Genomic DNA, 24,953 nt, shown 5'->3' with positions numbered 1-24,953 from the left:
GAGGGGTTCGCTTCGGATGACCGACGGACGAGTCGGCCTGTACGCCGGGTTCTGTCTCCCGGGGGCCTCGCGGCCCTCGGGGAGGCGGCCATCCATCTAGGCCTGCCGTTGCCGGCAGGCTCGTGCGGTCTACCCGCGGACTCGGGCGGGCAGCCCTCGATCGTCCGCGCAGGGACACCGGGGTGTCCCCTCTTGACCTTGCTCCGGGTGGGGTTTACCTAGCCGGCCGGGTCACCCCGGCCGCTGGTGGTCTCTTACACCACCGTTTCACCCTTACCGGACGCCTTGCGGCCTCCGGCGGTCTGTTTTCTGTGGCACTGTCCCGCGGGTCACCCCGGGTGGGCGTTACCCACCACCCTGCCGTATGGAGCCCGGACGTTCCTCGGGGGACCGAAAACGATCCCACGCGGCCGCCCGGCCGGCTCGTCCGCCGTGACGACCATGCTACCGGCAGCCTGCGCGGGGACGAACCACACTAGGCTCGGCAGGGCTTCGCCCCCGACCCCCGAAGGAGACCGATCCGCCGTGCTCGTCCTGCTGCCGCCGTCCGAGGGGAAGGCCACCGGAGGCGCCGGTGCCGCGCTGAAGACGGAGTCGTTGTCGCTGCCGGGGCTCGCGGAGGCCCGGGAGGCCGTGCTCGCGGAACTGGTCGAGCTGTGCTCGGGCGACGAGGAGAAGGCGGCCGAGGTGCTGGGGCTGAGCCCCGGGCTGCGCGGCGAGATCGCCAAGAACGCCGGGCTGCGCACGGCCGGCACCCGGCCCGCCGGGGAGATCTACACCGGCGTCCTCTACGACGCGCTCGGACTCGCCACGCTCGACGGCCCGGCCCGCAGGGCGGCCGAGAAGGCGCTGCTGGTCTTCTCCGGACTCTGGGGCGCGGTGCGGATCACCGACGCGATCCCCTCCTACCGCTGCTCGATGGGCGTCAAGCTGCCGGGACTCGGAGCACTCGGCGCGTACTGGCGCGAGCCGATGGCCCAGGTCATGCCCGCGGCGGCGGGCGACGGGCTCGTCCTCGACCTGCGCTCCGCCGCCTACGCCGCCGCCTGGAAGCCGAAGGGCGAACTCGCCGGGCGCACGGCGACGGTGCGGGTGCTGCACGCGAAGACCGTGAACGGCGTCGAGAAACGGTCGGTCGTCAGCCACTTCAACAAGGCCACCAAGGGGCGGCTGGTGCGGGACCTGCTGACGGCCGGTGCACGGCCCTCGGACCCCGCCGAACTGGCCGTGGCGCTGCGGGACTTGGGGTACGCGGTCGAAGGCGACACCCCGCCCGCGAAGGGCGGAAGGCCCTGGGCGCTCGACGTCGTGGTGTCCGAGCTCTAGCACCTGCCGTTGCGCAGTGTGCAACGACCGTTGCGAGGGGTGGGGCCCGGCGGCAGGATGACCGCCGTGACCGTACTCGACCTGGCCCCCGTGCTCCCCGTCGTGGTGATCGACGACGTGTCCAGAGCCGTGCCGCTGGCCCGGGCCCTGGTCGCGGGCGGGCTGCCGGCGATCGAGGTGACGCTGCGCACGCATGCCGCCCTGGCGGCGATCCGGGCCGTCGCGGAGGAGGTCCCCGAGGCGGTGGTCGGCGCGGGGACCGTGCTGCGGCCCGCCCAGGCGGAGGCCGCGGTGCAGGCCGGGGCCCGCTTCCTGGTCAGCCCCGGGTGGACGGAGCGGCTGCTGGACGCGATGCGGGCCTCGGGGGTGCCGTTCCTGCCGGGGGTCTCCACGGCGTCGGAGGTGCTGGCGCTGCTGGAGCGGGGCGTGCGCGAGATGAAGTTCTTCCCGGCGGAGGCGGCGGGCGGGGCACCGTATCTGAAGTCCCTGGCCGCGCCCCTGCCGACCGCCCGGTTCTGCCCCACGGGCGGCATCGGGCCCGCCGCCGCCCGCGACTACCTGGCCCTGCCCAACGTGGGCTGCGTGGGCGGCACGTGGATGGCGCCCCCGGAGGCGGTGCGCTCGGGCGACTGGGGGCGGATCACGGAACTCGCCCGGGAAGCAGCACAGTTGCGGAGACCCGGCGCGGTAGCCTGCTGAGCGCCATGAACGATTTCGTCGACGAAGCGCGTTCGCGGGTCGCCCACCTGCTGCGGATGGCCAACACGACGGACGACCGCGTCCGGGCCCGGATCATCGAGTACGCCGACTCCACCCCCGAGCCCCCGGTCATGAGCCGGGCCGGGATCGCCACCACCGGCTGCCCGCAGTGCAGGCGGACGGCGTGGCGGCAGCAGGACGTGGAGGGGCCGGTGTGGGTGTGCGCGTCGTGCGGGCACGTGGAGGGGATCACCGTGCGGTGTCCGCAGTGCGACGTGCCGATGGACCCGCCGGCGGTCGGAGCCCCCGACCGCTGGCAGTGCCCGTCCTGCCCCAGGGTCGCGGCAACGGGCGAGAGTTCCGGGGAGATCGAACAACGGGAGAAGCAACGATTGCGCGCAATCGCCTTGCTGGACAAGGTGCTTGCAACGAGGAGACGCACCCCGTAACGGGGGCCGCGCCCCGTCAGCCGCCGGGGGCCGCGCCCCGCAAGGGGCGCGGGGAACTGCGCGACAAGCCACAACCGGCCCGCACCCGACGACCTACCGCAGGTGCCCCGTGTCGTTCAGCAACCGCAGCGACGCATTGCCGTCCGCGTAATACGCCACCGCACTCAACGACGCCGCCGACAACTCCATCCGGAACAACGCCTCGGGCGGCGCGCCGAGCGCAAGCCGCACCAGCGTCTTCACCGGCGTCACATGCGACACCAGCAGCACCGTCCGCCCCGCGTACCGCTCCAGCAGCCGGTCCCGGGACGCGGCCACCCGCCGCGCCACCGCGGCGAAGCTCTCGCCGCCGCCCGTGGGGGCCGCCTTCGTGGAGGCGAGCCAGGCGTCCAGGTCCGCGGGGTGCCGCTCGCGCACCTCGGCGAAGGTCAGGCCCTCCCAGGCGCCGAAGTCCGTTTCGCGCAGGCCCTCTTCGACCCGGACCTCCAGGCCGAGCCGGGCCGCCACCGTGGCCGCCGTCTCGCGGCAGCGGCGCAGCGGGGAGGTGACGATGTCCTGGACGGTGCCCCGGGCCGCGAGCGCTGCGGCCACCGCGTCCGCCTGGCGGCGGCCGGCGGGCGACAGTTCGGGGTCGCCGCCGCCGCTCCCCGAGAACCGTTTCTGCGGCGTCAGCGCCGTCTCCCCGTGCCGCAGCAGGACGAGCGTCGTCGGCGCCCCGAGGTCGGCGGGCGCGGCCCGGCCGACAGGCGCGGCCTTGGGCTCGGAAGAAGCGGCGGCAGGTGCAGGAGCGGCAGCCCCCGGCTCCCACGGCACGCCTCGCTTGCCGGCGTCCATGGCCTCGTTGGCCAGCCGGTCCGCGTGCTTGTTCCGCTCGCGCGGGATCCACTCGTAGGCGACCCGGCCGGGCGGGAAGACGGCCTGTGCCCGGGCGGCGAGCGGCCGCATGTCCGGGTGCTTGATCTTCCAGCGGCCGGACATCTGCTCGACGACGAGCTTGGAGTCCATCCGGACCTCGATCCCGGCGTCCGGGTCGATGGCCCTGGCCGCCTCCAGCCCGGCGATCAGACCCCGGTACTCGGCGACGTTGTTGGTCGCCGTGCCGATGTACTCGGCGGCCTCCGCGAGGGCCTCACCCGTCGCCGCGTCCAGGACGACGGCGCCGTAGCCGGCGGGGCCCGGGTTGCCCCGGGAACCGCCGTCCGCTTCGACGATGAAGCGCCGGACCACCGTGGGCCTACAGGCCGGACTCGGGCGTACGGACCAGGATCCGGCGGCAGTTCTCGCACCGCACGACCTCGTCGGCGGCCGCGGCACGGACCTCGTTGACCTCGGTGATGTTGAGCTCCAGCCGACAGCCCTCGCAGCGGCGCTGGTACAGGCGGGCCGCACCGACGCCGCCCTGCTGGACGCGGAGCTTGTCGTAGAGCTTCAGGAGCGCGTCGGGGATGGTGCCAGCGACGAGCTCGCGCTCCTTGGTCACGGTGGCGACCTCGGCGTCGATGGCCCCGGTGGCGGTGTCGCGGCGCGCGGCGGCGTCGTTGACCTTGGCCTGGACGGACCCGACGCGGCCGGTCAGCTCCTTGACCCGCTCCTGGGCGGCCTCGCGGCGCTCCATGACCTCGAGGACGACGTCCTCCAGGTCGCCCTGGCGCTTGGCGAGGGAGGCCACCTCGTGCTGGAGGTTCTCCAGGTCCTTGGGGGACATCCCGGCGCCGGAGTCCAGGCGCTGCTGGTCGCGGGCGGCGCGCTGGCGGACCTGGTCGACGTCCTGCTCGGCCTTGGCCTGCTCGCGGGCGGTGTCGCTCTCCTGGGTCTGCGCGGCGACGAGGAGGTCGCGGTGCTGGGTGAGGTCGCCCTCGAGCGCCAGGATCTCGGCGTGCTCGGGCAGGCTCTTGCGCTTGTGTGCCAGCTGGTTGAGGCGGGTGTCCAGGTCCTGGAGATCGAGGAGGCGGATCTGGTCGGCGGGCGCGGCGTTCAGTTGGGGGCTCCTAGGAGTGATGAGAAACGGTGGTGGACGCCGCGTGGGCGGTCCAGGGGTCGGTGACCGTCCGCGAGACGTGGGTGCGCAGGCCCCAGCCGTGGCGGTCGGAGATCTCGTCGAGCTCGGCGGCGGCCTGCTCCGTCCAGGGCCACTCGGTGGCCCAGTGCGCGGCGTCGACGAGGGCCAGCGGGCTGTGCTGCTGGGCCTCGGACGCGGGGTGGTGACGCAGGTCGGCGGTGACGTACGCGTCGACGCCGGCGGCGCGCACCTCGGCGAAGAGGGAGTCGCCGGAGCCGCCGCAGACGGCGACCGTGCGGATCGTGCGCGCGGGGTCCCCGGCGACGCGGATGCCCTGGGCGGTGGCGGGCAGCCGCTTGGCGGCGCGCTCGGCGAAGTCGGCCAGGCTCACCGGCGGGTCGAGCTCGCAGATGCGGCCGAGGCCGCGGCGGCCCGAGGGGTCCGTCGGGTCGGGCACGAGGGGGGCGATGACGCGCAGGTCGAGGGCGCCGGCGAGGGCGTCGGAGACGCCGGGGTCGGCGCGGTCGGCGTTGGTGTGCGCGACGTGCAGGGCGATGTCGTGCTTGATGAGGGTGTGCACGGCGCGGCCCTTGAAGGTGGAGGCCGCGACCGTCGTCGTCCCGCGCAGGTAGAGCGGGTGGTGGGTGACGAGCAGGTCGGCGCCGAGCTGCACCGCCTCGTCCACGACCTCCTGGACGGGGTCGACGGCGAAGAGCACGCGGCCGACGGGGGCGTCGGGGTCGCCGCAGACCGTGCCGACGGCGTCCCACTGCTCGGCCCGCTCCGGGGGCCAGAGAGCGTCGAGGGCGGCGATGACTTCAGACAGTGCGGGCACGGGGGAAAGGCTACCTGTCCCCCGGCCCGGGCTTCGCGGGCCGGAGCGGGGGACCGGGTCAAGGGGGCTCGTCCGGCCATTGAGGCGAGCCTCCCCTCACCCGACCGCCGCGGAGGGAGCACACCTGCGCCCCGCTCCTCAGGCGAATCGGACAAGAGCCACCCTTACGCGTGAAGCACCCCCGCCCGAAGGGTTCGGCTCGCGGGCCGAAAACTACGTTCTGTGCCGGAGGTGACGTTTCTCATGACGGTCTGTGCCCCACAGAGCAGTCCTCAGAGCGCTCCGGCCGGCACCCCACCGGGTGCCCGGGCGGACGGACGACACACGCCATTCACGGTCACAGCGGACGGATCGTACGCGGCGTGGCTGACCCTCGGGCGGGGGACGGATGGCTGGTTTCCGGAGCGCTGGACGCTCGACGGCCCCGAGCCGTACGCGGTGCCGCTGCCCGGCAAGCAGCCGGAGGAGCCCGACAGCCAGGTCCTGCCGCTCACCGACGGCCGCGTGCTCATCCGCCGCCGGATCGCCGAGCGGTTCGCGCTCTCGCTGCTCTACCCCGCCGGGCCGGGCACCGGCGAGCTGCCGCTGGGGGCCATCGAGTGCCCGCAGCTGACGCTGCTGCCGCCCGCTCCGGACGGCACGTCCGCCTACGCCCTGGTGCACGGCGCCGAGTCGACCACGCTGTGGCAGGTGCACGGCAGCACCTCCTGCCCCGACCTGCTGGCCACGGTGCCCGGCCGCTGCGAGGGCGGCGCCTGGCTCGACCGCTCGGGCCGGCTGCTGGCGCTGGACCGGGAGCTGGAGGGGCTGGCCAAGACCGTCGTCGTCGACCTGGGGCGCGGCGGCGAGACGAGCCCGCTGCTGCAGATCACGGAACACAGCAACGACCGGCTGCTGCTGGCCGAGCCGGACAGCGGCCTGCTGGTCGTACGGTCCGACGCGCCCGGTACGGACCGGCTGGGGTGGGGCGTCCTCGGCTCGGCACGGCCGATGCGGTTCCCCGAGTGCCTGGCGCCTGACGGCATCTCACCGGAACCGATCGCGGCGCAGCCCGGGCAGGGACTGTCGCCCGAGGGGTGTGCGGTGGCGTTCGCCGTCGACCACGGCAGGGTGGGGGTGTGGCAGCCCGCCACCAAACGGCTGCGGCAATTCGCCGCGCCGGAGGGCTGGTTGACGGGTGCGGGGCTGTGGACGGCGGACGGGGAGCTGCTGTTGCCGTTCGTGACGGCGGCGGTGCCGTGCGGGCTGGCGCATGTGCCGTACGCCGAGGAGGAGCGGGAGTTACCGTTGCGACCGGTCCCGCTGCGGCTGGCGCCGCAGGCGAAGGCGCGGTAGCGGGGCACGCGCCCCGAAGGGGCGCGGGGCTACCGCTGGGGGTACCCCCAGCGGCTCCGCCGCGTGGGCGCGACCGGCCACGTCCGCCCCGCACCCGATTGACTCCGGTGATCAAGGCCCCGTTAAACTCGGGCGGGGGCCGCGCCGCCGCATGGTCACACGCGGAAAGCGAACAGGCTGTCCCCACGCGCACAGCCCGCATCCACATCCGACGGAGTGACTTCCCACATGCCCGATGTCCGTACCGACACGACCGAGGCGCGCCCCGAGGCGTCCGCCCAGGCCGCAGCCGCCGGCACCGGCAGGCACCGCGGTCCGCAGGCGTCCTCGGACGACGACCGCGCCCCCGCCCACGGCAAGCACCGCCGCAACGACGACACGGAGCGGGCGGCGGCCTGAGCAGCACCGCCTCCTGCCATCCGACCGGCCGCCGGGCTCATCCGGCGGCCGGTCGGCCTTTGCGCAGCCCCAGCACCTCCACCGCCGCGAACGTCTCCTGCGGCGGCCGCCCCGCGTAGTACGGGCCGAGCACGGACTCCAGCTCCGCGGCGCTGAACGCCCCGTCCTCCGCGTCGAACTGGGCGGCCACCCTAGGCCGTTCGACCACGGCCACCATCCCGCCGTGCACGACGAAGACCTGCCCGCTCACCTGCGCCGCACCCGGCGAGGCGAGGTAGGCCACGAGCGGAGCGACATATTCCGGAGCCAGCGGATCCAGCGCGCCGCCCTCTTCCGCCGCCGCGAAGACGTCCGCCGTCATCCGGGTCCGGGCCCGCGGGCAGATGACGTTCGCCGTGACCCCGTACTTGCGCAGTGCCTCGGCCGTCGACGTCGTCAGGCCGACGATCCCGCCCTTGGCGGCCGCGTAGTTGGGCTGCCCGGCCGAGCCGGCGAGGAACGCCTCCGAGGAGGTGTTGACGATCCGCCCGTAGACCGGGCGGCCGGTGGCCTTGGCCCGTTCCCGCCAGTGCGCGGCAGCGAAGCGTGTGGTGGTGAAGTGCCCTTTCAGATGGACGCGGATGACCGCGTCCCACTCCTCCTCCGACATCGAGAAGACCATCCGGTCGCGCAGGATGCCCGCGTTGTTCACGAGGATGTCGAGCGAGCCGCCGAAGCTGTCGAGGGCGAGCTGCACGAGGTCGCGGGCCTGCTCGAAGTCGGCCACGTCGCCGAGGTGGGCCACGGCCCGCCCGCCCGCCGCGCGGATCTCCTCGACGACGGACTCGGCGGGCCCGGCGGACGCCTCGCCGGAACCGTGGTGGCTCTCCTGCCCGTAGTCGTTGACGACCACGGCCGCGCCGAGCCGGGCCAGTTCCAGGGCCTCGGTCCGGCCGAGGCCGCGCCCGGCGCCGGTGACGATCGCGGTCCTGCCCTGCAGCGGGAGGGGGTTGACGGGCTTCATCGCGATCCCCTTCACAACTCGATACAGGTGCGCAGCGCCTGGCCCGTCCGCATCTGCTCGACGGCCTCGTTGATGCCCGCGAGCGGGACGCGGTGGGTGATCAGGCCCGCGAGGTCGATGCGGCCCGCCCGCCAGAGGGCGATGGCCCGTTCGTAGGAGCGCAGCACGTCCCCGCCGCCGTACAGCGAGGGCAGGATCCGCTTCTCGTCGAAGAACAGCTCGAACATGTTGATCTGCAGGTTGTCGTCCATCGCGCCCGCCCCGACGATGCACAGCGTGCCGCCGCGGCGGGTGGCCTCGTAGGCGGTGCGGGCGGTGGCGGAGGTGCCGACGACCTCGAAGACGTAGTCGAAGCCCTCGCCGCCGGTGACCCGGGCCTTGGCTGCGGGCAGTTCGCCGGGGTCGACGGCCTCCGTGGCGCCGAACCGCAGCGCGGCCTCGCGGCGGGAGACGACCGGGTCGACGGCGACGATCTGCGCGGCGCCCGAGAGGCGCGCGCCCTGCACCGTGGAGATGCCGACGCCGCCGCAGCCGATCACGGCGACCGACGAACCGGCTGCCACCCGCGCGGTATTGAGGGCGGCGCCGAGTCCGGTGGTGACGCCGCAGCCGATCAGGGCGGCGATGTCGTAGGGCACGTCGTCGGGGACGGGCACGGCGCACCCGGCGTCGACGACGACCTCCTCGGCGAAGGTGCCGGTGCCGGCGAAGCCGAAGACCTCGCTCGGGCCGGGGCCGCGGCGGAAGTTGGGGGTCGCGGAGTTCATGAAGCCGGAGAGGCAGAGGTGGCCCTGGCCGCGCCGGCAGGCCCTGCAGTCCCCGCACGGCGGCAGCCAGCAGACGAGGACCCGGTCACCGGGCTTGACGGAGGTGACGCCCTCGCCCGCCTCCAGCACGTCGCCCGCGCCCTCGTGCCCGGGGACGAAGGGGGCGGGCTGCGGCAGGACGCCGGACATGGCGGAGAGGTCGGAGTGGCACAGCCCGCCGGCCCGGATGCGCACTCTCACCTTGCCGGGGCCGAACCCCACGGCCTCGACGTCGTCGAGGACTTCGAGCTTGTCCCGGCCTGTCTCGAGCTGAACGGCGGCACGCATGGCGGTGCTCCCTTCACGTACGGGCAGGTGGTACGGCTCAGGTGTGCTCGACGAACGTGTCGGTGAGGACGGGCGCCTCCTCGCGCTCCACGGCACCGGCCGCCACCCGGATACCGGCGCCGTCGCGCCACATCCGGATCCGCAGCGTCTCGCCGGGGTAGGCCACGCCCGCGAAGCGGGTGGCGTACGAGCGCACACGGGTGACGTCGCCGCCGAGCGCGGTGTCCACGACGGCCTTGAGGACGATGCCGTACGAGCACAGGCCGTGCAGGATGGGGCGTTCGAAGCCGGCGAGCCCGGCGAACCCGGGGTCGGCGTGCAGCGGGTTCCAGTCGCCCGAGAGCCGGTAGAGCAGGGCCTGGTCCTCGCGGATGGCCCGTTCCACGGTGAAGTCGGGCGCTTTGTCCGGCAGTTCGCGGCGCTCGGCCTGCGGGCCGCGCTCGCCGCCGAAGCCGCCCTCGCCCTTGACGAAGATGGAGGCGTCGGAGGTCCACAGCGGCCCGTCGGCGTCGGCGGCGTCCGCGCGCAGCACGATGACGGCGGCCTTCCCCTTGTCGTACACGGCGACGACGCGCGAGGTCTGGGTGACGTCCGTACCGCGGACCGGGATGGGGCGGTGGAGCGTGATGTGCTGCCCGCCGTGCAGCACGGCGGCGAGGTCGACGTCGACGCCGGGCGCGGAGAGCCCGCCGGCGAGGGCCATGCCGCCGCCCGCGACGGTGGCGAACGAGGGCAGGACGTGCAGCCGGCTCTCCAGGGTGTAGCGGAGTTCGCCGGGGTCGGTGGCGGGGATGCCGGCGCCGATGCCGAGGTGGTAGAGCTGGACGTCCTTGTGGTCCCAGGCGAGGGGGACCGCCCGCGGCGGGGCGGAGACGGCTTTGACGGGATCGATGGGCATGGAGAGGGGTGCCCTTCATCTCAGCGAACCGAGGCGCCCCGTAAGGGGCGCGGGACTGTGTCGATATGCGGCTCCGCCGCGCGGGCGCGACCAGCCTCAGCGAACCCGCAGCATAGAACGCGTTCTACAAGGGAGGAAGCCCCCTTCGGGACAAATGTCACCGGCACCCCGCAGACATTCGCATCTCCCCAGCTCAGTGCGGCTTTTCGTACAGTCGTGGGCATGAGCAGCGGAGCAATGAAGGCGATCGAGCGGATGAACGCGCCGACCTGGCGCACGTTCACCCCCTGGCTCCTTGCCCTCACCGGGGACGTCATCGACACCTTCCGGGGCAGGGTGCCCCTGCCGTGGCTGGCCGGCGCGGGCATGGCGGCCTTCGTCGCCTGCTACGTCACCGCGATCGTCACCAGTCTCGACGAGCGCCGGCGCGAGACCCGCACCCCGTTCATCGCCCTGGCCGGGCTGGTCGTCGTCACCTACGCGCTGACCATCGGCTACGGCGGCGACTGGATGCTGTGCTTCCCGATGCTCTCCATGGCCACGGGCGTCGTCATGCGCCTCAAAGGCCCCTGGCTCGGCGGCGTGTTGGCGGCGACCGGGCTCTCGGTCTGGGCCATCACCACATTCCAGGATCACCCGCAGAACACGCTGGCCATCGCCTGGGGCACATCGCTGTCCGGCGTCGTGGCGGCCACGCTGCTGAACTTCTTCGAGACCGTCGCCCAGCTCAAGGCCACACAGGAGGAGCTGGCCCACGCGGCCGTGGAGCGCGAACGACTGCGGTTCTCGCGGGACCTGCACGACCTGCTCGGCCACACCATGTCCGTCGTCGTCGTCAAGGCCGAGGCGGTGCGCCGCCTCGCGCCCCGCGACCTGGAGGCGGCGCTGGGCCAGGCCGCGGACATCGAGGCGGTCGGCCGCCAGGCCCTCACCGAGATCCGGGAGGCGGTCACCGGCTACCGCGAGGGCAGCCTGGCGACGGAACTCGACCGGGCCCGTTCCTGTTTGGACGCCTCCGCCATCGCGGCGGACATCCGCCAGTCGGGCCCGCCGCTGCCGCCGCAGACCGCGGCCCTGCTGGGGTGGGTGGTGCGCGAGGGCGTCACCAACGTCATACGGCACAGCGGCGCGGAGCGCTGCGCGATCGAGATACGGGGCGAACCCGGCCGCGTCCACCTGGAGATCACGGACGACGGCCGCGGCGTAGGCTCGGGCGAGGGCCCCGGCGGTACGGGCGGTACGGGTCTGAAGGGGCTGACCGAGCGGCTGGCCGCCGCGGGCGGCTCCCTGACCACCGGCCCCCATGGCAAGCGCGGCTTCCGGCTCGTGGCCGAACTGCCCGTGGACGACGAGGAAGAGGGACGCGCGGCATGATCAAGCTGCTGCTGGCGGAGGACCAGGGCATGATGCGGGGGGCGCTGGCCCTGCTGCTCGGCCTGGAGGACGACATGGAGGTCGTCGCCCAGGTGGGCAACGGCGACGAGATCCTCCCCACGGCCCTGTCGGCCCGCCCCGACGTCGCCCTGCTCGACATCGAACTCCCCGGCCGCAGCGGCCTGGACGCCGCCGCCGACCTGCGCACGCGGCTCCCCGAGTGCCGCGTCCTGATCCTCACCACCTTCGGCCGCCCCGGCTACCTCCGCCGCGCGATGGAGGCGGGCGCCTCCGGCTTCCTGGTCAAGGACGGCCCCGTGGAGGACCTCGCGGCGGCGATCCGCCGCGCCCTGGCGGGCGAGCGCGTCATCGACCCGGCCCTGGCCGCAGCCGCCCTGAGCGCCGGCCCGAACCCGCTCACGCAACGCGAACGCGACGTCCTGGCAGCGGCGGTGGACGGCGCGACGGTGGCCGACATAGCGGCGAAGGTGCACCTCTCACCGGCGACGGTGCGGAACTACCTGTCGGCGGCGATCGGCAAGACGCAGACCCGCAACAGGATGGAGGCGGTGAGGGCGGCACGCCAGAACGGATGGCTGTAGAGGGGCGCCCCGAAGGGGCGCGGGGCAGTTCCTCCCCCAGCTACCTCCCCCAGCTACCGCTGGGGGTGCCCCCAGGAGGTACCCCCAGCGGCTCCGCCGCGTGGGCGCGACAAGCCACGACGAACCCGCAGCCGACGAATCACCGTTACCTCGCAGAACGCCTAGCCGTTCACCTCCGCCAGCACCCGCAACGTCCCCCGGTCCGGCGCCACGACCAGCAGGTCCGTGACCGGGCCCCGCCGCCACGGCTCCAGCCGTTCCGCGATCCGTTCGCGCGGGCCCACCAGGGAGATCTCGTCCGCGAACGCATCCGGTACGGCCGCCACCGCTTCCGCCCGCCGCCCCTCCGCGAACAACTCCCGTACGCGGTGCGCCGCGTCCTCGAAGCCCATGCGGGCCATCAGCTCCGCGTGGAAGTTGCGGCTCGCGTGTCCCATGCCGCCCACGTAGAACGCCAGCATCGCCTTCACCGGCAGCAGGCCCTCACCGACGTCCGCGCACACCTGCGCCCGTACCATCGGCGCCACCATGAACCCTGCGGGCGCGGCGGCCAGGGTGTCCCCGTACAGCGCGGCGTCCCGGGTCGGGGACCAGTACAGCGGAAGCCAGCCGTCCGCGATGTGTGTGGTCTGCGCGATGTTCTTCGGGCCCTCCGCCCCCAGGAGCACCGGCGGCAGGCCGCGCCGCAGCGGGTGGGTGATCGAGCGGAGCGGTTTGCCCAGGCCCGTGCCGTCCGGGCCCTGGTACGGGTGCTGGTGGAAACGGCCGTTCAGGACCACCGGGCCCTGGCGGAGCAGCACTTGGCGGACGACGTCCACGTACTCCCGCGTGGCCGTCAACGGGCTTGCGGGGAACGGGCGTCCGTACCAGCCCTCCACCACCTGCGGGCCCGACAGGCCCAGGCCGAGCAGCAGGCGTCCGCCGGACAGGTGGTCGAGGGTGAGGGCGTGCATGGCCGTGGCCGTGGGGGTGCGGGCCGCCATCTGGGCCACCGCGGTGCCCAGCCGGATGCGGCGGGTGCGGGCCGCGATCCAGGTCAGGGGGGTGAAGGCGTCGGAGCCCCAGGACTCGGCGGTCCATACGGAGTGGTAGCCGAGCTGCTCGGCGTGGCGGGCGAGTTCGAGGTGGCGGGGGTCGGGGCGGCGGCCCCAGTAGCCGAGCGCGAGGCCGAGTCGCATGGGAGCTCCTCCCGGAAGGAAGGTCACTGACGGTACGTCAGTTGCGGTTCCGGGGACAAGACAGCGGCCCGCCGGCTGGAGCCGGCGGGCCGCTGCCCGTTGAGGTGTGGCGGATCAGCCGCGCTGGATGCCCGTCGTGTCCTGCAGGACGCCGCGCCGGCCGTCCTGCGTCTGCGCCACGAGCGCCTGGCCGCGCTGGTCGACCGCCAGGTACCAGGTGCCGGGCGCGAGCTCGGCGATCGGCGCGGGCGAGCCGTCCTCCGCGTAGAGGGGACGATTCACCGGCACCGCGAACCAGAACGGGGCGAAGTCCGCAGGAGCCGCCGCCGGCTGCGGGGCCGCACCGGCACCCGTGCCCTCGGCGGCCGGGGCCGCCGCGTCGTGCCCGCCGACCGGCGGCTGGATCCGCGTCTCACCGGACTGCGCCGCACCGTACGGCTGCTGGGGCTGCTGGGGCTGTGCACCGTACGGGGACGGGGCGCCCGCGCCGGGCTGCTGCATCGCACCCGGGCCGGGGTAGCCGTACCCCTGCTGCGGGGCCATGCCGTACGGGCCGGCCGCCTGCTGCGGGGCGGACGGGGCCGGCACGAGCGGGGCCTTCAGGGCCGGGGTGCGCGGGGTGAGCAGGGCGATCGCCGCCAGCACCAGGTTGGCGATCAGCGCCAGGATCTGCCCGATTCCGGGCGAGACACGGTCGCTGGCCGGGCCGCCGAAGATCGTCCACAGCGAGGACCACGCGGCGAACACGGCCAGCGCGATGCCCCACTGGTCCAGGCTCAGGCCCACGAGCTTGCGGCCCTCGGGCTGGAAACGGGAGGCGACGATCAGGGCAGCGGCGATGATTCCGGCGAGGAAGATCGACGGCAGCGCAGGGAAGTAATCGGACTTCCAGCCGCTCGGCTCGCTGGGGCAGCCGATTGTGGCCGATCCGCAGTCGAACGAGTAGAAGCTGAGGAACGAGGCGATGAACAGCAACACCGCTGCTCCGATCACCCCGCCGTCACCTCGAGTGAGGGAGCGGATGTTCACCTAAGATCCTTTGTCAGTGCTGTCAGTAATCGTCGCTGTCGCCGGTACGCGAGATGCGAGGGCGCGGGGGTGGCGGCCCCCCATCGTACGGGTGAACCCGTCGCGGGTCGTCCGGGGAGCCCTGTTCGTATCACCCTCGTGACACGCCTGTGGCCTGCTGCTCCTACCCGTGCAGGAAGTCGGTGATGCCGTCCGCGATTCCCTGCGCCGCCTTCTCGCGCCATGATCCGTCGGTGAGCAGAGCGGCGTCCTGCGGGTCGCGCATATTGCCGCATTCGATGAAAACCTTCGGAATGGTGGACAGGTTGAGACCGCCGAGGTCACTACGCGTGTCCAGTCCCGTACCGCCGCCGATGTAGTTGGAGGGCGCGCTTCCGGTCGCCCGGACGAAATTGCCCGCGATCCGTGCGCCCAGTTCTTTGGAGGGCGCCACGATGGCCGAGTTGTCGACACCTCCGCCGCGGACGGCTGCGGGCAGGATCACATGGAAGCCGCGGTCGCCGGCCGCGGCGCCGTCGGCGTGGATGGAGACGGCCGCGTCGCCGTGCGCCTTGTTGCCGATCTCGGCGCGCTCGGTCACGCACGGCCCGTACGGCCGGTCGCCGTCGTGGGTGAGGACGACATTGGCGCCGCGGCCCTGGAGGAGCGTACGGAGGCGGTGGGCGACGTCGAGGGTGAAGGTGGCTTCCGCGTAACCGGAGTTGGTGGAGGTGCCGGTGGTGTCGCACTCCTTGTGCCCGTTGCCGACGTCGACCTGGCGGTCGATCTCCGCGGGATGATCCTGGTTGTGGATGTTGTGGCCGGGGTCGATGACGACCGTCTTCCCCTTGAGGGGGCCGTCGGCGGCGGGTGCCGACTCCGGCGATGCCGATGATGCCGACGGTCCGGACGGCTCCGACGGCTTCGGCCGGGACGCCACCGTGGCGCCGCCCGTCGGAACGGACGGCGCTGCGGAGGCGGGACCGGCCTTGGCGGCCGGGGTGCCCGAGCAGCCCGTGAGACCGGCACCGACGGACAGGGTCACGGCCAGGGCCGTCAACACGACAGCGGGGTGGCGACACATACGACTGGACACCCCCGCGATGCTAGCCCCGCTCCTCAGATCCCGGTGCCCGAGCGCTGCAGAACGCGAAGCGAGTGCGTCACCGAGATCTCGGTGAACGCCCCGGACTCCAGGGCCCGGAGGTACACGCGGTACGGAGCCTGCCCGCCGTCGGCGGGGTCGGGGAAGACGTCGTGGATGACCAGCAGCCCGCCCGGCGCGACGTGCGGGGCCCACCCCTCGTAATCGGCGGTGGCGTGCTCGTCGGTGTGCCCGCCGTCGATGAACACCAGCCCCAGCGGCGCCCGCCAGAGCGCGGCCACCTGCGGCGACCGTCCGACCATCGCGACGACGTGCTCCTCCAGCCCGGCCCGGTGCAGGGTGCGGCGGAAGACGGGCAACGTGTCCATCAGGCCCACGCCGTCGTCACCGCCGTCGACGAGGGAGGCGTCGTGGTACTCCCACCCCGGCTGCTGCTCCTCGCTGCCGCGGTGGTGGTCGACGGTCACGGCCGTCGTCCCGGCCTCGCGCGCGGCGGCGGCGAGCAGGATGGTGGACCGCCCGCAGTAGGTGCCGACTTCGAGCAGCGGCAGCCCGAGGCCTGCGGCCTGCTCGGCGGCGGCGTAGAGGGCCAGGCCCTCGTCGACGGGCATGAATCCCTTTGCCGCTTCGAAGGCGGCGAGTATCTCGGGCTTGGGCGGCATGGCGTCCGTCCTCCAGGGTGTTCGTCGGCGGTGCGCTCATGCTGCCTTACCCGGCTGGGGACCGCGGGTCCGGGGCCGTGGTCCGGCGGCTCGGCCGGTCCGGCCGACGGTCCGACGCGCCCGGAGGTTCCACGGGCAGTGCGGAGATCTGACCGCAATCCTGTTTCGGTCGGCGCACAGTCCTTCGACAAGCTCGTTGCCCGCCACCGGAAGGGCTGGTGGACGGAGCCGCCCTGCTTACGCTCCTCGTCATGAACGTTTCATTGCTCGACGGATGGTTCCCCTGGACCCTCCAACTCACCGCCGTCGCTGCATGTTTCGCCGCCATCGGCCGGCGCGACCGAATATGGCGGCTGCGCCGGGCACCGATGGCCATCGGGGTGTCCTGCGTACTGACTGCCGTGCTGGCGGTGGCCGTGGTCCAGTCGGCCGGGATCACCGACCCGGTTCCGCTCATGCTGTGGATCTGGGTGGGTGTCGCGGTCACGGCTCTGACCGTCCTGGTGACGGGCTGGCGCAGCGCCCGCTGGTGGCGGCGGACGATGGCGCCCGTCGCCGCGGTGCTGGCCCTGGCCTCGGCCGCCGAGGTACTGAACACCTCGACCGGTTACTACTCCACGCTGGCCGATGCCGTCGGCGAGTTGTCCGATGCCCCGCTGCCTCACGAGATCGCCCTCGATCAGCTCGGCACCGTGACGGGAAAGACCTCGACCGGCCGCATCGTGGACGTGAACATCCCGTCGTCGAGCGGCTTCCACCCGCGCCAGGAGCTGGTCTACCTGCCGCCCGCCTGGTTCCGCAGCAGGACACGGCCCAAGCTGCCGGTACTGGAGATGATCGGCGGCGAGTTCTCGGAACCGGACGACTGGCCCCGAACCGGCAATGCCGTCACCACAGCCGACGCCTACGCCCGAAAGCACCACGGCTTCGCCCCGATCCTGGTCTTCGCCGACGCCTCCGGCGGCTTCAAGGTGGACACCGAATGCGTCAACGGCCCTCGCGGCCAGTCCGAGAACCACCTGACACGGGACATTCCGCCCTATGTCGAGAAGACGTTCAACGCCGCCTCCGACCCGCACAAGTGGGGTGTGGTCGGCTGGTCGATGGGCGGCACCTGCGCCGTGGGCCTGACGCTGGAACACCCTGACGTCTTCTCCCACTTCGAGGACATCTCCGGCGACGCCGGCCCCAACGCCGGGAACAAGCAGCAGACCATCGCCCACCTCTACGGCGGCGACGCGGCGGCCTGGGCCGCGCACGATCCCCTGACGGTACTGGCGCACCACGGCAAGTACCCGCACGCATCCGGCTGGTTCGAGAGCGGCGACCAGGAAGCCCCGCACATCAAGCAGGCCAGGCAGCTGAGTGCGGCGGCCCGCAAGGACGGCTTCACCACGACGGTCGTGGTGGCACCGGGCCGGCACAGCTGGCAGTTCGGCGCCACCGCCTTCGCGCAGGCGCTGCCCTGGCTGGCGCACCAGCTGGGCTCCCCGGGAGCGAAGGCCGCGCCACCGCCGCCGGAGCCCGGCGGGCTCCGCGCCGCACGGGGCTAGGGCCTGTTCCCGGAGCTCAGCGGGCGAGCCGCACCAGGTCGATGCCGATGCCGAACGGTACGGACGTCTTGATCCGCTCACGGTGGATGCCGGTGGCGACGTAGGCCCGGGTCGTCTCGTCCAGCTCGTAGGAGTGGACGACGGGAAGGCCGCGCTCCTCCTCGATGCGCCAGAAGTGAGGAATGCCCGCTCGGGCGTACTTGAACGGCTTGGTCTCCCGGTCGCGCTCCTGCGACTCGTCGGAGACGACCTCCACGACGAGCGCGACTTCTTCCGGCAAGAAGCGCGTCCGGTCGGGGTCGTAGGGAACGCCGGCGGCGACGACGTCCGGCTCGGGGCGGCTCTTCACGCTCAGCCGGATGGTCATCTGCGCCTCGACGGTGTGCCCCCGCGGTGCCTGGTCCTCCAGGGCGGAGGTCAGACGTCGAATGACACGGTCGTGCCACGACCGCTGAGGAGACATCATGAAGATCAAGGCTCCGTCGATGAGTTCCGTGTGGCGAGGCAGACCGGGGATGGTGTCGAGATCGTCGGCCTCCCAGCCGCTGTCACGCGGCGGGTAGAGCCACTCGGGAAGTGTGGCGGTCATTCAGGTCCTCCAGTGGGTGCCCGGCCCAGCGTATCCATGTCGGCGCGCTGCTACTCGTTCTGCTGCTTGGCGGCCCCCGCCCCGAGAACCCCGCAGCGGCCACCCTCCGGGAAAGCCGCTGCGGGGACCGCGCTATCCGTCCTCAGAACCGCGCCTTGTCCAGCCAGAGATCCAGCACCTCACGATCCCCCGACACCGTCACCGTGTCGAAGTCCGCCGGCAGGCGCCGGTAGAAGACGCGCAGGACGTCGGCGACCGGGCCGCGGACCGCCACCGCCGCCTTTTCGTGGGCGTGCCGCCAGGCGATCCCGTCGCCCGTCAGGTCGACGAACCACTCGCCCTCCGTCTCCGGCGGGGTGTCCGTGGCGTGGAGGTGGAGGGTGCGGCCGGGGCCCGGGAGTTCCTTGAGTTCCGGGCGGAAGTCCGTGGTCAGCACGAAGGAGAGGATCTCCAGCCATTCGTCCAGGCAGTCGGCCGCCAGCGCCGCGTCCACCGTGTAGTCGGCGCCCGTCGTCGCCGTCACGTCCGCGCGGTGGACGACCGTCTCGTGGGCCGCGCGGCGGGCCCAGAACGACGCGGGCCGCTCGAAGCCGAAGTTGCGCACCGTGGCGTCCGGGCCGGCGTCGCGCAGGCTGCGCGCCAGCGCTCTGGCGCCGTCCGCCAGCCAGACGTCCAGGGCGTCCGTGTCGGCCGGGTCCGGGCCGGGCGCGGGGGTGGCGGGGGGCCGGCCGGCGGGGGGCTCGGCGCCCCGCTCGCGGACGGCCGTCTCGATGGTGCGGTGGGCCGTGCCCAGGTGGAGCAGGAGGTCCGCCAGGGTCCAGTCGGGGCACGTGGGGACGGGGGCCGAGAGGTCGGCGCCCTGGAAGGCGGCTCTCAGCAGCCCGGTCTGGGAGACGATCTCCGCACAGTAGCGTTCGTAAGAGAAAGCGCTCATGGGCTCCACTGTATGGGGAGCCTCCGACAACGCCCCTGCCGGAACGGCCCGTTCAGCCCTTCTGGACCTCCGAGTACGACGGGACCTTGTCCTTGACCTCGGCCCCCGCGCTCTTGCCCGCGTCCTTCACACCGTTGATGACGTCGCCGAACGAGTTCACGTCGGCGTCCGTCGCATCGCCCTTGCGGATCTTGGTGGAGAGGTTCTTGAGCGAGTCGATCCCGGCCGTGAGCGGCACCAGGGCCTTCGACAGCGTCGGGTCGCCCTTGGCGTTCTCCGTCGCGGCCTTCAGGCGGTTGTACGCGAACGTGCCGGCCAGGCCCGCCTTGACGAGGGCGACCGTGCGGCCGTCCGCGCCCTTCTTGAACGAGCCGTTCTTGAAGGGCTTGATGATCCACTGGTAGGTGGCCCCGGCCGCGAGGCCGGCGTTGGTGACGAAGCGGGTCTTGGCGAACTTCTGCTTCTCCGCCGAACTCGTCGGCGTCGCCTCCTCCCCGGCCTTCTCCTTCTTCTTGCCGCCGCAGGCCACCGCGCCGCCAAACAGCAGGCAGCAGGCGAGCAGGGCGGCCAGGGCGGTGCGGGCGCGGCGGTTCACAAGGTGCCTCCGGCGGATCGGCGCGGCTCGACAGGGGCATGCGGAGGGCATGCGCCCTTCAGCCTTACCCACGCCGTGGGACGCCGCCATCCGGAACGGGCCGTTCGGAGGAGGCGTACGGGAGCACTCCCGGCAGTACTCCCGGCGGCGCCCTCAGCAGCCGCCCCCGCAGCAGTCCGGTTCCAGTCCCGACGGCAGCCGCTCTCCCCCGAACACCGACACCGTCGCCTCGTCCCCGCCCAGCGCCGCCACCGCCAGCAGCAGCGAACCGGCCGTCCACGACGTGCACTCCCGCGGCCAGACCGTCTCGTCGTCGAAGACGTAGCCCGTCCAGTACATGCCGTCCTCGGCCCGCAGGTGCTGGATCCACTGCAGGATCTGCACCGCGCGGTCGGACTCGCCCATCGCCCAGAGTGTCAGGGCGAGTTCGCAGCTCTCCCCGCCCGTCACCCACGGGTTCGGCACGACGCAGCGCACGCCCAGGCCGGGGACCACGAAGCGGTCCCAGCCCTCCTCGATGCGCTCCTTGGCCGCCGGGCCGGTGACCGCGCCGCCGAGCACGGGGTAGTACCAGTCCATGGAGTAGCGGCTCTTGTCCAGGAACCGCTCCGGGTGGTGCCGTACCGCGTGCGCGAGCAGGCCGGCCGCCAGCTCCCAGTCCGGCTGGGGCTCCTCGCGGTGCTCGGCGATGGCCAGCGCGCAGCGCAGGGCCTGGTGGACGGAGGAGGAGCCGGTGAGCAGGGCGTCGGTGACGGGCGTGCCGTCCTCCTCCCGCTTCCAGCCGATCTGCCCGCCGGGCTGCTGCAGTTGCAGCACGAACTCGACGGCGGCGTAGACGGTCGGCCACAGGCGGTCGAGGAAGGAGTCGTCGCCGGTGGAGAGGTAGTGGTGCCAGACGCCCACGGCGACGTAGGCGACGAAGTTCGATTCGCGGCTGCGGTCGGCGGGTTCGTCGGCGGCACCGTCGGCGTAGGCCGCGTACCAGGAGCCGTCGGGGTTCTGGTGCTCGGCGAGCCAGGTGTACGCGGCCTCGGCGCGGGCGTGTTCGCCGGCGGCGTCCAGGGCCATGGCGGCCTCGACGTGGTCCCACGGGTCGAGGTGGTGGCCGCGGAACCAGGGTATGGCGCCGTCGGTGCGCTGGGTCGCGGCGATGCCGGCCACCGTGCGGGCGGCCTGTTCCGCAGTGAGGACGCCGGGCAGGACCAGGCGTTCGGTACGGCCGGGGCTGGTCATTCCGCTGCCGCCTGAACGGGGAGGTGGGGCTTGGTCGCGTAGGCGACGAAGCTCTTGCCGATGACCGGGTTGAGGGCCTGTTCGGCGAGCCGGGTGGCCAGCGGCTTCTTCATGATGTCCCAGACCAGCAGCTTGTGGTACGCGCGGACGGGCAGCACCTTGTCGTTGTCCACGCCGAAGGCGCACTTGAGCCACCAGTACGGGCTGTGCAGGCCGTGCGCGTGGTGGGTGCCGTAGGGCTTGAGGCCGGCCTCCTCCATCTTGCGCAGCAGTTCGTCGGCCTTGTAGATGCGGATGTGCCCGCCCTCGACCTCGTGGTAGGCGTCGCTGAGCGTCCAGCAGACCTTCTCCGGGCCGTAGCGGGGCACGGTGATCGCTATCCGGCCGCCGGGTTTGAGGACGCGGACCATCTCGGCCAGGACGCCCTTGTCGTCCGGGATGTGCTCCATGACCTCGGAGATGATGACGACGTCGAACGAGGCGTCGGGGAAGGGGAGCGCGAGCGCGTCGCCCTCCATGGCGGTGGCGGTGGCCCCGGCCGGGGCCTCGCCGGCCTCCTTCATGGCGGCGAACCATCTGGCGACCTCGCGGATCTCCTCGCCGTTGCGGTCGAGGGCGACGACGCGCGCTCCGCGCCGGTAGCACTCGAAGGCGTGGCGGCCCGCGCCGCAGCCCAGGTCGAGGACGCGGTCGCCTGCGGCGAGCGGGAAGCGGGAGAAATCGACGGTCAGCACGAGTCCTTGCCTTCTGGGCTTGCCGCCCGGGAGAGGGGTTCGGTGCGGGTCCGCTCCGCGGGGGTTCCCTGCGGGGGCGGAGCACTGGTGCGCCGTGCCGGCGCGGGGCGGTGTCGGCCACCGCCGGTCCGGCACCGCCGGTCACCTTGTGGCCGGTCGCTCGCCGTTGCGGCGGATTCAAAGGCGAGGCGGCCCACCTTTGAATCCGCCGCAACGGCGAGCGACCGCAACGGCGTACCCCGGCAGGGCCGAACGAGCTCGGCCCTCAACGGTTCGTCCTCAGAGCGGAGCGATACCGCTGCACCGTCCCCAACGCCGCCTGCCGCCACGTGAAGTGCGCCAGGACCCGCTCCCGGCCTGCCGCGCCCAGGCGGCGGCGCAGCGTCTCGTTGTCCAGCAGCCGCGCGAGGCCCGACGCCAGGGCGCCGGGGTCGCCCGGCGGGACCGCCAGGCAGGTCTCCCCGTCGGGGCCCGCGACTTCGGGGATGGCGCCGCCGGTGGTGGCCAGCAGCGGGGTGCCGGTGGCCATGGCCTCGGCGGCGGGCAGCGAGAAGCCCTCGTACAGCGAGGGCACACAGGCGACCTGCGCGGAGCGCACCAGGTCGACGAGTTCCGCGTCGCTGATGCCCTTGACGAACTCCACGGCCCCGTCGAGCCCGCAGCGCCGGATCGCCGTGGCGACCGGGCCCTTCTCGGGGCGCTTGCCGACCACGACCAGGTGGGCCTGCGGGTTGCGGGCCCGTACCACCGCGAGGGCCTCCACCAGGTGGACCAGGCCCTTGAGGGGGACGTCCGCGCTGGAGGTGGTGACGATGCGCCCGGGGACCTCGGGCACCGACGGGTCGGGCGAGAAGAGGTCGGTGTCCGTGCCGATGTGGACGACGTGCACGCGGTCCCGCCGCACGCCGAGGTGCTGCACGATCTCGTCGCGCGAGGAGCCGGAGACGGTCAGGACGGACGGCAGCCGCCGGGCGACCCGCTTCTGCATGCGCGTGAAGCCGTACCAACGGCGCACGGAGGCGCGCCGCTTCCAGTCCGGGGCGGCGGCGAGGTCGAGCTGCCGGTCGACGGTGATGGGGTGGTGGATCGTGGTGACGAGCGGGGCGCCCAGCACGTCGGGGCCGCCGAGGAGGCCGTAGCCCAGGGTCTGGTTGTCGTGGACGACGTCGAAGTCGCCGTGCCGTGCCGCCAGATGGCGCCGGGCGCGCAGGCTGAAGGTGAGCGGCTCGGGGAAGCCACCGGTCCACATGGTGGACACCTCCAGCGCGTCGATCCAGTCGCGGTACTCGTCGCGCGCGGGGGTGCGGAAGGGATCGGGCTGCCGGTAGAGGTCGAGGCTGGGGAGCTCGGTGAGGCGCACGCCCTCCCCGGGGTCGAGGACGGGGTACGGCTGGGAGCCGATGACCTCCACCGTGTGGCCGAGGCGGGCGAGTTCGCGGGAGAGGTGGCGTACGTAGACGCCCTGGCCGCCGCAGAACGGGTTCCCCTTGTAGGTGAGCAGCGCGATGCGCAGCGGCCGGTCGCCGCCGCCTCCGGCCGGGAGGCCGCTGCCCCGCGTGAACGCTGCCTCCGTGGCCTCAGCGGTCACTCCGGCCTCCTTGTCGCTGCTGTTCCGCCGGAGCGTAACCGGTCGCGCTAATCTAGAACAAGTTTCAGACTGAGTCGTCCAGAAGCCCCGAATCTACCGGCACGACGGGCGGCCGAAAGGGCGCCGCCGGGTGATTCGCGCCACGGCCCGGCCCCTGCCATGCTGTGCCGTCCGGGCCGTACGGAGAACCTTCGCGCAGCACTGGACAGATGGGCACGGAATGGGGCACATGACTACGCATCCGCACCCCGCTTCGACCACCGCTCCACTGACGGAGCGTCAGGAGGAGCGGCGGCGCCGCATCCTGCAGGCGTCCGCCCGGCTGGCCGGGCGCGGCGGTTACGACGCGGTGCAGATGCGCGAGGTCGCCGAGTCCGCGGGCGTCGCCCTCGGCACCCTCTACCGCTACTTCCCCTCCAAGGTCCACCTGCTCGTCGCCACGATGCAGGACCAGCTGGAGCAGCTGCACGCGACGCTGCGCAAGCGGCCTCCGACGGAGGAGGACCCGGCGGCCCGGGTCGCCCAGACCCTGATGCGGGCGTTCCGCGCGATGCAGCGCGAACCGCACCTGGCCGACGCCATGGTGCGGGCCCTGACCTTCGCCGACCGCTCGGTGAGCGCCGAGGTCGACGCGGTGTCCCGGCTGACCACGGCGATCATCCTGGACGCGATGGGGCCGGCCGGGCCGCCCGGCGCCGAGCAGCTCTCGGCCGTGCGCGTCATCGAGCACACCTGGCACTCCGCGCTGATCACCTGGCTGTCGGGGCGGGCCTCCATCGCCCAGGTCAAGATCGACATCGAGACGGTGTGCCGGCTCATCGCCAGGTGACGGGACCGGCCGCGCCCCGGTAGGCGCAATGTGCTCGCGCGTGGGGCATACATGGCCGATTCGGTACGTCCTCGCGCCCCCGGGCGTCCTAATTTCCCTACCCAGGAAAGAGGTTCACGTCGGTATGAATTGACCGACGTGACCGGGACGGTTCGTCACAGGGAACGGGGAGGGACGGAAACGTGATCCGAGTCCTGCTCATACACGACACCTGCCTGCTGCGGACGGCACTGGCGACCGTGCTCGGCAGAGAGCCGGACCTGGAAGTCGCCGCGGCGCCCTGGCAAGGAGCAGCCGCCGGATACCGGACACTGCGGCCGGACGTGTGCGTGGTCGACATGGACGGACCCGAGGCGGGCGGCCCGCGCGGCATCGGCGACCTCGCGCACCGATGTCACGCACCGGGCGACGGGGGCGCCGCGCTGCTCGCCCTGGCGACACCCGGGCGGCCGGGGCCGCTGCGCCGGGCCTTCGAGGAGGGCGCGTTGGGATACCTGAGCAAGAACACCTCACCGGACCGGCTGGTCGAGGGCATCCGGCACGTGGCCAAGGGCGAGCGCTACATCGACGAGTCGCTCGGCCACGGCTTCCTGGAGGCCGCCGCCATGCCGCTGACCCGAAGAGAGCTGAGCGTGCTGTCACTTGCCGCGGAGGGGGCCTCCATCGGGGAGATCGCCCGCAGTCTGCACCTGTCGAACGGGACCGTACGCAATTACATGGCCGCCATCACCCGGAAGACCGGGGCCCGCAACCGGGTCGACGCGATCCGCATATCGCAGGGGGCGGGCTGGCTGTGACACCGGGGCCGGTGCCGGGGCCATGAGGTCGCGGTAGAGCGCCGAGCGCTGCAGCAGTTCGGTGTGCGTCCCGGCGGTCGTCCGCGCCCCGTCCATGACGAGGACCCGGCCCGCGCGCCGGGCCGAGCCGGCGCG

The 24,953-nt window shown here is 73.0% G+C and carries 26 protein-coding genes and 1 other RNA gene; 10 read left to right on the top strand and 17 right to left on the bottom strand.

The features are described 5' to 3' along the window. Positions 1 to 24 precede the first annotated feature (24 nt). Positions 25 to 426, bottom strand: an RNA gene (gene rnpB, locus ACLHRZ_RS13915) — RNase P RNA component class A. A 99-nt stretch (positions 427 to 525) separates the two neighbouring features. Here rnpB and yaaA point away from each other — a divergent pair. From yaaA to ACLHRZ_RS13900, 3 genes are read left to right on the top strand one after another with little or no spacing between them, the layout of a single operon-like run. Continuing rightward, on the top strand, positions 526 to 1,326 hold the full coding sequence (gene yaaA, locus ACLHRZ_RS13910) for a peroxide stress protein YaaA (protein ID WP_490418699.1): 801 nt from the start codon (positions 526 to 528) through the stop codon (positions 1,324 to 1,326). A gap of 57 nt (positions 1,327 to 1,383) precedes the next feature. Continuing rightward, positions 1,384 to 2,025 (top strand): bifunctional 4-hydroxy-2-oxoglutarate aldolase/2-dehydro-3-deoxy-phosphogluconate aldolase, encoded by a 642-nt coding sequence (gene eda / locus ACLHRZ_RS13905; protein ID WP_490418698.1) that lies wholly within the window; start codon positions 1,384 to 1,386, stop codon positions 2,023 to 2,025. Between the two features lie 5 nt (positions 2,026 to 2,030). After that, on the top strand, positions 2,031 to 2,474 hold the full coding sequence (locus ACLHRZ_RS13900; protein ID WP_490418697.1) for a hypothetical protein: 444 nt from the start codon (positions 2,031 to 2,033) through the stop codon (positions 2,472 to 2,474). A gap of 93 nt (positions 2,475 to 2,567) precedes the next feature. Here ACLHRZ_RS13900 and ACLHRZ_RS13895 read toward each other — a convergent pair whose 3' ends face one another. The 3 genes from ACLHRZ_RS13895 to ACLHRZ_RS13885 are packed head-to-tail and all read right to left on the bottom strand — an operon-like array spanning position 2,568 to position 5,308. After that, positions 2,568 to 3,701 (bottom strand): bifunctional RNase H/acid phosphatase, encoded by a 1,134-nt coding sequence (locus tag ACLHRZ_RS13895; RefSeq protein WP_490418696.1) that lies wholly within the window; start codon positions 3,699 to 3,701, stop codon positions 2,568 to 2,570. A 7-nt stretch (positions 3,702 to 3,708) separates the two neighbouring features. Continuing rightward, entirely contained in the window at positions 3,709 to 4,452 is a 744-nt protein-coding gene (locus tag ACLHRZ_RS13890; RefSeq protein ID WP_490418912.1) for a zinc ribbon domain-containing protein, read from the bottom strand. Between the two features lie 10 nt (positions 4,453 to 4,462). Further along, complete coding sequence (locus ACLHRZ_RS13885; protein ID WP_490418695.1) at positions 4,463 to 5,308, bottom strand: Nif3-like dinuclear metal center hexameric protein; 846 nt, start codon at positions 5,306 to 5,308, stop codon at positions 4,463 to 4,465. Between the two features lie 243 nt (positions 5,309 to 5,551). Between ACLHRZ_RS13885 and ACLHRZ_RS13880 the strand changes: the two genes are divergently transcribed. Together ACLHRZ_RS13880 and ACLHRZ_RS13875 are read left to right on the top strand one after the other, a co-directional pair. After that, positions 5,552 to 6,643 (top strand): hypothetical protein, encoded by a 1,092-nt coding sequence (locus ACLHRZ_RS13880; RefSeq protein WP_490418694.1) that lies wholly within the window; start codon positions 5,552 to 5,554, stop codon positions 6,641 to 6,643. Positions 6,644 to 6,871: 228 nt separating this feature from the next. After that, positions 6,872 to 7,042 (top strand): hypothetical protein, encoded by a 171-nt coding sequence (locus ACLHRZ_RS13875; protein WP_490418693.1) that lies wholly within the window; start codon positions 6,872 to 6,874, stop codon positions 7,040 to 7,042. A gap of 37 nt (positions 7,043 to 7,079) precedes the next feature. On the opposite strand, the gene ACLHRZ_RS13870 is transcribed toward ACLHRZ_RS13875, so the two are convergent. Genes ACLHRZ_RS13870 through ACLHRZ_RS13860 form a run of 3 tightly spaced genes read right to left on the bottom strand, consistent with a single transcriptional unit; the run spans position 7,080 to position 10,037 of the window. Continuing rightward, entirely contained in the window at positions 7,080 to 8,045 is a 966-nt protein-coding gene (locus ACLHRZ_RS13870) for a 3-oxoacyl-ACP reductase (RefSeq protein WP_490418692.1), read from the bottom strand. A gap of 11 nt (positions 8,046 to 8,056) precedes the next feature. Further along, entirely contained in the window at positions 8,057 to 9,139 is a 1,083-nt protein-coding gene (locus tag ACLHRZ_RS13865) for a Zn-dependent alcohol dehydrogenase (RefSeq protein WP_490418691.1), read from the bottom strand. A gap of 37 nt (positions 9,140 to 9,176) precedes the next feature. Further along, entirely contained in the window at positions 9,177 to 10,037 is an 861-nt protein-coding gene (locus ACLHRZ_RS13860; RefSeq protein WP_490418690.1) for a MaoC/PaaZ C-terminal domain-containing protein, read from the bottom strand. Between the two features lie 222 nt (positions 10,038 to 10,259). Between ACLHRZ_RS13860 and ACLHRZ_RS13855 the strand changes: the two genes are divergently transcribed. Further along, positions 10,260 to 11,411 carry a sensor histidine kinase gene (locus ACLHRZ_RS13855; RefSeq protein WP_490418689.1) on the top strand — a complete coding sequence of 384 codons (1,152 nt, stop codon included), beginning with the start codon at positions 10,260 to 10,262 and terminating at the stop codon, positions 11,409 to 11,411. After that, positions 11,408 to 12,013 (top strand): response regulator transcription factor, encoded by a 606-nt coding sequence (locus ACLHRZ_RS13850; RefSeq protein WP_490418688.1) that lies wholly within the window; start codon positions 11,408 to 11,410, stop codon positions 12,011 to 12,013. Before ACLHRZ_RS13855 ends, ACLHRZ_RS13850 begins: the two co-directional genes overlap by 4 nt. A 161-nt stretch (positions 12,014 to 12,174) precedes the next feature. Here ACLHRZ_RS13850 and ACLHRZ_RS13845 read toward each other — a convergent pair whose 3' ends face one another. The 4 genes from ACLHRZ_RS13845 to ACLHRZ_RS13830 form a co-directional block, all read right to left on the bottom strand. After that, positions 12,175 to 13,191: an LLM class F420-dependent oxidoreductase gene (locus ACLHRZ_RS13845; protein ID WP_490418687.1), complete on the bottom strand. Its 1,017-nt coding sequence runs from the start codon at positions 13,189 to 13,191 to the stop codon at positions 12,175 to 12,177. Between the two features lie 114 nt (positions 13,192 to 13,305). Continuing rightward, entirely contained in the window at positions 13,306 to 14,220 is a 915-nt protein-coding gene (locus ACLHRZ_RS13840) for a DUF5336 domain-containing protein (RefSeq protein ID WP_490418686.1), read from the bottom strand. A gap of 163 nt (positions 14,221 to 14,383) precedes the next feature. Then, a complete protein-coding gene (locus ACLHRZ_RS13835; RefSeq protein WP_490418911.1) occupies positions 14,384 to 15,283 on the bottom strand; it encodes an N-acetylmuramoyl-L-alanine amidase in 900 nt (299 codons plus the stop codon). A 35-nt stretch (positions 15,284 to 15,318) separates the two neighbouring features. Continuing rightward, the gene (locus ACLHRZ_RS13830) at positions 15,319 to 15,966 is read right to left on the bottom strand and encodes a class I SAM-dependent methyltransferase (RefSeq protein WP_490418685.1); all 648 of its coding nucleotides are present in this window, start codon (positions 15,964 to 15,966) and stop codon (positions 15,319 to 15,321) included. A 251-nt stretch (positions 15,967 to 16,217) separates the two neighbouring features. Here ACLHRZ_RS13830 and ACLHRZ_RS13825 point away from each other — a divergent pair, with 251 nt between their 5' ends. Beyond that, positions 16,218 to 17,519: an alpha/beta hydrolase gene (locus ACLHRZ_RS13825; protein ID WP_490418684.1), complete on the top strand. Its 1,302-nt coding sequence runs from the start codon at positions 16,218 to 16,220 to the stop codon at positions 17,517 to 17,519. 16 nt (positions 17,520 to 17,535) lie between these two features. Here ACLHRZ_RS13825 and ACLHRZ_RS13820 read toward each other — a convergent pair whose 3' ends face one another. From ACLHRZ_RS13820 to ACLHRZ_RS13795, 6 genes are all read right to left on the bottom strand, one after another. Then, positions 17,536 to 18,108, bottom strand: a complete 573-nt coding sequence (locus ACLHRZ_RS13820) for a Uma2 family endonuclease (protein WP_490418683.1) — start codon at positions 18,106 to 18,108, stop codon at positions 17,536 to 17,538. A 142-nt stretch (positions 18,109 to 18,250) separates the two neighbouring features. Beyond that, positions 18,251 to 19,042: a maleylpyruvate isomerase family mycothiol-dependent enzyme gene (locus ACLHRZ_RS13815; RefSeq protein ID WP_490418682.1), complete on the bottom strand. Its 792-nt coding sequence runs from the start codon at positions 19,040 to 19,042 to the stop codon at positions 18,251 to 18,253. Between the two features lie 52 nt (positions 19,043 to 19,094). Then, a complete protein-coding gene (locus tag ACLHRZ_RS13810) occupies positions 19,095 to 19,637 on the bottom strand; it encodes a hypothetical protein (RefSeq protein ID WP_490418681.1) in 543 nt (180 codons plus the stop codon). 153 nt (positions 19,638 to 19,790) lie between these two features. Beyond that, complete coding sequence (locus ACLHRZ_RS13805; protein ID WP_490418680.1) at positions 19,791 to 20,870, bottom strand: prenyltransferase/squalene oxidase repeat-containing protein; 1,080 nt, start codon at positions 20,868 to 20,870, stop codon at positions 19,791 to 19,793. Then, positions 20,867 to 21,604 carry a class I SAM-dependent methyltransferase gene (locus tag ACLHRZ_RS13800; RefSeq protein ID WP_490418679.1) on the bottom strand — a complete coding sequence of 246 codons (738 nt, stop codon included), beginning with the start codon at positions 21,602 to 21,604 and terminating at the stop codon, positions 20,867 to 20,869. The genes ACLHRZ_RS13805 and ACLHRZ_RS13800 overlap by 4 nt, the downstream gene beginning before the upstream one ends. A 265-nt stretch (positions 21,605 to 21,869) precedes the next feature. Beyond that, positions 21,870 to 23,192, bottom strand: coding sequence for a glycosyltransferase family 4 protein (locus ACLHRZ_RS13795; RefSeq protein ID WP_490418678.1), 1,323 nt, complete (start codon positions 23,190 to 23,192; stop codon positions 21,870 to 21,872). 229 nt (positions 23,193 to 23,421) lie between these two features. On the opposite strand from ACLHRZ_RS13795, the gene ACLHRZ_RS13790 reads away from it, so the two are divergent. Together ACLHRZ_RS13790 and ACLHRZ_RS13785 are read left to right on the top strand one after the other, a co-directional pair. Continuing rightward, on the top strand, positions 23,422 to 24,021 hold the full coding sequence (locus ACLHRZ_RS13790; RefSeq protein ID WP_490418677.1) for a TetR family transcriptional regulator: 600 nt from the start codon (positions 23,422 to 23,424) through the stop codon (positions 24,019 to 24,021). 182 nt (positions 24,022 to 24,203) lie between these two features. Then, the gene (locus ACLHRZ_RS13785; RefSeq protein ID WP_490418676.1) at positions 24,204 to 24,818 is read left to right on the top strand and encodes a LuxR C-terminal-related transcriptional regulator; all 615 of its coding nucleotides are present in this window, start codon (positions 24,204 to 24,206) and stop codon (positions 24,816 to 24,818) included. Positions 24,819 to 24,953: the final 135 nt, after the last annotated feature.

Source organism: Streptomyces sp. AM25 (genome assembly GCF_058146165.1).
Note: the sequence above shows the minus strand (reverse complement) of the source record. Positions and strands in the feature narration are given on the sequence as shown.

Bases quoted from the DNA above. Each gene is read 5' to 3' on its own strand.
- eda (WP_490418698.1), top strand. From the start codon at position 1,384: ATGACCGCCGTGACCGTACTCGACCTGGCCCCCGTGCTCCCCGTCGTG.
- ACLHRZ_RS13900 (WP_490418697.1), top strand. From the start codon at position 2,031: ATGAACGATTTCGTCGACGAAGCGCGTTCGCGGGTCGCCCACCTGCTG.
- ACLHRZ_RS13880 (WP_490418694.1), top strand. From the start codon at position 5,552: ATGACGGTCTGTGCCCCACAGAGCAGTCCTCAGAGCGCTCCGGCCGGC.
- ACLHRZ_RS13875 (WP_490418693.1), top strand. From the start codon at position 6,872: ATGCCCGATGTCCGTACCGACACGACCGAGGCGCGCCCCGAGGCGTCC.
- ACLHRZ_RS13870 (WP_490418692.1), bottom strand. From the start codon at position 8,045: ATGAAGCCCGTCAACCCCCTCCCGCTGCAGGGCAGGACCGCGATCGTC.
- ACLHRZ_RS13865 (WP_490418691.1), bottom strand. From the start codon at position 9,139: ATGCGTGCCGCCGTTCAGCTCGAGACAGGCCGGGACAAGCTCGAAGTC.
- ACLHRZ_RS13860 (WP_490418690.1), bottom strand. From the start codon at position 10,037: ATGCCCATCGATCCCGTCAAAGCCGTCTCCGCCCCGCCGCGGGCGGTC.
- ACLHRZ_RS13855 (WP_490418689.1), top strand. From the start codon at position 10,260: ATGAGCAGCGGAGCAATGAAGGCGATCGAGCGGATGAACGCGCCGACC.
- ACLHRZ_RS13850 (WP_490418688.1), top strand. From the start codon at position 11,408: ATGATCAAGCTGCTGCTGGCGGAGGACCAGGGCATGATGCGGGGGGCG.
- ACLHRZ_RS13845 (WP_490418687.1), bottom strand. From the start codon at position 13,191: ATGCGACTCGGCCTCGCGCTCGGCTACTGGGGCCGCCGCCCCGACCCC.
- ACLHRZ_RS13835 (WP_490418911.1), bottom strand. From the start codon at position 15,283: ATGTGTCGCCACCCCGCTGTCGTGTTGACGGCCCTGGCCGTGACCCTG.
- ACLHRZ_RS13830 (WP_490418685.1), bottom strand. From the start codon at position 15,966: ATGCCGCCCAAGCCCGAGATACTCGCCGCCTTCGAAGCGGCAAAGGGA.
- ACLHRZ_RS13825 (WP_490418684.1), top strand. From the start codon at position 16,218: ATGAACGTTTCATTGCTCGACGGATGGTTCCCCTGGACCCTCCAACTC.
- ACLHRZ_RS13820 (WP_490418683.1), bottom strand. From the start codon at position 18,108: ATGACCGCCACACTTCCCGAGTGGCTCTACCCGCCGCGTGACAGCGGC.
- ACLHRZ_RS13815 (WP_490418682.1), bottom strand. From the start codon at position 19,042: ATGAGCGCTTTCTCTTACGAACGCTACTGTGCGGAGATCGTCTCCCAG.
- ACLHRZ_RS13805 (WP_490418680.1), bottom strand. From the start codon at position 20,870: ATGACCAGCCCCGGCCGTACCGAACGCCTGGTCCTGCCCGGCGTCCTC.
- ACLHRZ_RS13790 (WP_490418677.1), top strand. From the start codon at position 23,422: ATGACTACGCATCCGCACCCCGCTTCGACCACCGCTCCACTGACGGAG.